3 protein-coding genes are annotated in these 4125 nt (G+C 53.0%); 1 reads left to right on the plus strand and 2 read right to left on the minus strand.

Going from position 1 to position 4125, the window contains the following annotated elements; translation table 11 throughout:
- Positions 1–134 precede the first annotated feature (134 nt).
- Together rodA and AC0QH1_RS18685 are read right to left on the minus strand one after the other, a co-directional pair.
- Entirely contained in the window at positions 135–1391 is a 1257-nt protein-coding gene (rodA, locus tag AC0QH1_RS18680; protein WP_324632775.1) for a rod shape-determining protein RodA, read from the minus strand.
- 89 nt (positions 1392–1480) lie between these two features.
- Positions 1481–2554 (minus strand): Mrp/NBP35 family ATP-binding protein, encoded by a 1074-nt coding sequence (locus AC0QH1_RS18685; protein ID WP_324632777.1) that lies wholly within the window; start codon positions 2552–2554, stop codon positions 1481–1483.
- Positions 2555–2927: 373 nt separating this feature from the next.
- Between AC0QH1_RS18685 and hemF the strand changes: the two genes are divergently transcribed.
- Entirely contained in the window at positions 2928–3971 is a 1044-nt protein-coding gene (gene hemF, locus AC0QH1_RS18690; protein WP_324632776.1) for an oxygen-dependent coproporphyrinogen oxidase, read from the plus strand.
- Positions 3972–4125 lie beyond the last annotated feature (154 nt).

Consider the following 4125-nt stretch of genomic DNA (forward strand, 5'->3'; position numbering starts at 1 on the left):
TCTGGTCTTCTGGTCAGGTGAGCTTGGGAAAATAAAGTCTTACCAAGCCCCTCCCTTTAGGGATGGGGTTCCTGACCGAGTACCAGTGGACTTACAGTGATTTTCTTTTCTAGTTTAATGGCAAAACCCACCGCTTAATACTTCTTGCGTTTTTCGCGGTGATTGGCCACCGATTCTACCAGACCGATCGCGATAAAATTGGTCAGCAAAGCCGAACGACCGTAACTGAGCCAGGGTAAAGGGATACCCGTCACGGGAGCCAGACCAATCGTCATGCCGATATTGACCACCACCTGAAACACCAACATCGAGAGCACCCCGATCGCGAGCAGAGAGCCGAAATTGTCCTTCGCGCTTTGCGCCACAATTGCCAGACGCAGGCAAATCAACCAAAACGCCAACAGCACCAACATTGCGCCGATGAAGCCCAATTCTTCGCCAATCGCGGAGAAGATAAAGTCCGTGTGCTGTTCTGGGATGAAATTGAGTTGAGTTTGGGTGCCGTTATAGAGTCCGCGACCGTACAGTCCGCCAGAACCGATCGCGATGCGAGATTGAATCAGGTGATAGCCTGCGCCGAGGGGGTCTTGTTCTGGATTGAGGAAAGTGGTTAACCGTTCTTTTTGATAATCCTTGAGCAAGCCCCACAAAAGGCTACCCACGCGGCCCGAGATTAAATTCATCACGATCGAAGCCAGAGCGCCCAACCAGGGCCAAGGAAGGCTGCGCCAAGCGAACAAAGCCACCAAACCGGTCCAAGCGAACCAGGCGGGTAAATAGACACTGAAGAGGATGGTAGCGACCACCGGAGAAACCATCAACAGCAACCAACCGATTTTGGCGTTACCCCAGTAGAGCATGCCCACCGTAATCGCGCCAAACACCAAAGAAGTCCCCAAATCTGGTTGCAAGAAAACCAATGCCCAGGGGACAGCGGTAATGGCCAGAATTTTGAAGACCGAAGGAAGAGTATCGGCGGTGCGATCGTGCAGGAGTGCGGCCAGGGTAATAATGACGCCTAACTTAGCGAATTCAGAGGGTTGAACGTTAAAGCCGCCAATGGCAATCCAGCGCTGTGCCCCCAACGCTTCCGTACCCACGAAAATCACAGCGAGCAACGCAAAATTCGTGACGCCATAGATGACCCACTTCCACTGGATGAGGGCATCGTAACGCGAGCGGGCGATCGTCAGCGCCAGGAGCAAACCAATGCTGCCCACGATCCAATGCTGCCACCAGTCAGTCCAACCCAAGTTAATTTCGGTGCTGCGGATCATAATCCCGCCAAAGGCCGTCAAGCCCACAGGCAGAGCCAGCAGCAGCCAATCGAGCTGAATCCAAGGTTGGATCCAGTCTCGCCAACGAATTCGCAGCAATGAGTTGTGAAACATATCTCAGGAATAAAGAAAAGTGTGAAGTATGAAGTTGGGGGATGTTGCCCGATTGGGTTTGTCCTTCATACTTCTTTCTTCTTATTTACTTAGGAGGCTAAAGCGACCACCGAAACTTTACCAGCAATTCGTTGGGCAATGTCGCGCATTGCTTTAGCCGAAGGGGACTCCGGATTGGAGATAGCGATGGGAATGCCGGCATCGCCGCCTTCTCGCAGGGAAATTTCCAGTGGTACGCAACCGAGTAAAGGCACCCCGAGTTCCTCAGCGGTTTTTTCTCCGCCACCGGAACCGAAGATATCGTATTTTTTCTCCGGCATATCCGGGGGGATAAAATAGCTCATATTTTCCACGATACCTAAAACCGGGACGTTTAATTGCTCGAACATTTTCAAGCCCTTGCGCGAGTCTAGCAAGGCCACCTCTTGGGGGGTAGTGACGATGACTGCCCCTGCCATTGGGACCGCTTGGGCCATTGTCAGTTGAGCGTCGCCGGTGCCGGGGGGCATATCCACAATCAGATAGTCCAGTTCTCCCCAGTTTACTTGATAGAGAAACTGACGAATGATGCCATTTAGCATTGGTCCGCGCCAGATTACTGGCTGGTCTTTGTCGATTAAGAAAGCCATTGACACCAGTTTGATGCCGTGATTGAACGCCGGTTCGAGCACTTCCCCTTCGGAACCTTGAGTGACCGTGACTTGAGCATTGGCCAATCCGAGCATCGCCGGGTCGTTCGGGCCGTAGATATCGGCATCGAGTAAGCCAACTTTCGCGCCGCTTTCGGCGAGAGTGACGGCGATATTGACGGCGATCGTGCTTTTGCCCACGCCGCCTTTACCGCTAGAGACGGCAAAGATATTTTTGACTCCTTCGATGCCTTGGCGGTCTGGCAGTTGTTTTTGTTGGGGAGTTTCTGCGGTGACATCAACTGCCACATCCTCGACTCCGGGCAGGGTGCGAACCGCTTTTTGGCAGTCTTCGACGATGAATTCGCGCAAGGGACAAGCGGGGGTGGTGAGGACTAGGGTAAAGCTGACTTTACCGCCATCGATCGCCACATTGCGAATCATGTTTAACTCGACTAAACTCTTTTGGAGTTCGGGGTCTTGAACTGGTCGCAATACGTCTAGGACTGCTTGGGAATCGAGTTTTTGAGACATAGTGTTCTCCTTGGGATGGAGGGAAGGATCTGCAAGGGTTGAGGTGGCGTCGGTGAGGGAAGCGGGAGGCTTCGGCGTTGGGCCTGCGCTGGATTGTTGCGAGGCGATCGCCGCCTCCTGTGCCATCCGCTTGCCGAACCACCCCAAACGTTTCTAATTATTTCGTAATGTATCTTTTTTTATAGTGTTATGTAGATTTTTTAAGGTGGCGGGGAAATTTCTTGATTGGGATACCATAGTTGAGTATCCTTATGATTTGCCTATGGTTGGGCAAAAGAATGCTTATCCAGAGCGATCGCGCCTAACCCGGATTTGGGATCCAATGGACTAGACTCCCGATTTCTGTTGCGGTAAACGACATTTCTTTAAAATTATGACAGTTTCTTCCACGTCTGAGGCTACGGTGAGCCAAAGCCTACCCCCGAGTGACTCCAGAGAACGAGTCAGCCAGTTCATGCGCTCGATCCAAGATAATATCTGTCAGGGATTGACCGAACTCGATGGGGGGGGCACCTTCAAGGAAGACGCTTGGGAACGTCCCGAAGGGGGTGGGGGCCGTTCTCGCGTGATTCGCGAAGGCAATGTCTTCGAACAAGGTGGGGTAAATTTTTCCGAGGTCTGGGGAACGCAACTGCCCCCCTCGATTTTGAAGCAACGCCCGGAGGCGGAAGGGCATGGATTTTATGCCACCGGTACTTCGATGGTGCTTCACCCGCGCAATCCTTACGTGCCCACGGTTCATTTGAACTACCGCTATTTTGAAGCCGGTCCGGTGTGGTGGTTCGGTGGGGGTGCGGATTTAACGCCGTACTATCCGTTTGCGGAAGATGCGGCGCATTTCCACAAGACCCTGAAGCAAGCGTGCGACGCTCACCATCCGGAGTATTATGCGGTTTTCAAACCTTGGTGCGACGAGTATTTTTATTTGAAGCATCGCCAAGAAATGCGCGGTGTGGGGGGGATTTTCTTTGACTATCAAGATGGTCGCGGCGAACTGTATCGCGGTCCGGATGCAAATGGTCCGGCGGCGCAGTACAGCCAGAGCATCGGGGAAGTTAAACCGCGCAATTGGGAAGAGTTATTTGCGTTTGTGCGCGCCTGTGGGGAGGCATTTATCCCGGCTTACGGGCCGATTATCGAGCGGCGGGGGTCGATGGAGTATGGCGATCGCGAGCGCAATTTCCAACTCTATCGGCGCGGACGTTATGTGGAATTTAATTTGGTGTACGACCGGGGAACGATTTTTGGCCTGCAAACCAATGGGCGCACTGAATCGATTCTGATGTCTTTACCGCCCCTGGTGCGGTGGGAATATGGCTATCAACCGGAACCGAATAGCCGGGAAGCCGAACTGACGGAACGATTCTTGAAACCGCAAAATTGGGCGGAGTGGACGCCAATCAACTCGCCTGCTTAGTGGGGGGTGGGTTTCATGCTACGCCGCGATCGCGACAAGCGATCGCGGTTCTGCTCGAACCTGACATTGCTTTTCCCGAAGTCAGGGACTCCGTAGAAACCAACCCCATGTCTAAAGCCAGGGGCTTGTACTTCTAACCACCTGACCAGCCTAA

This window comes from Phormidium sp. CCY1219, assembly GCF_055795085.1.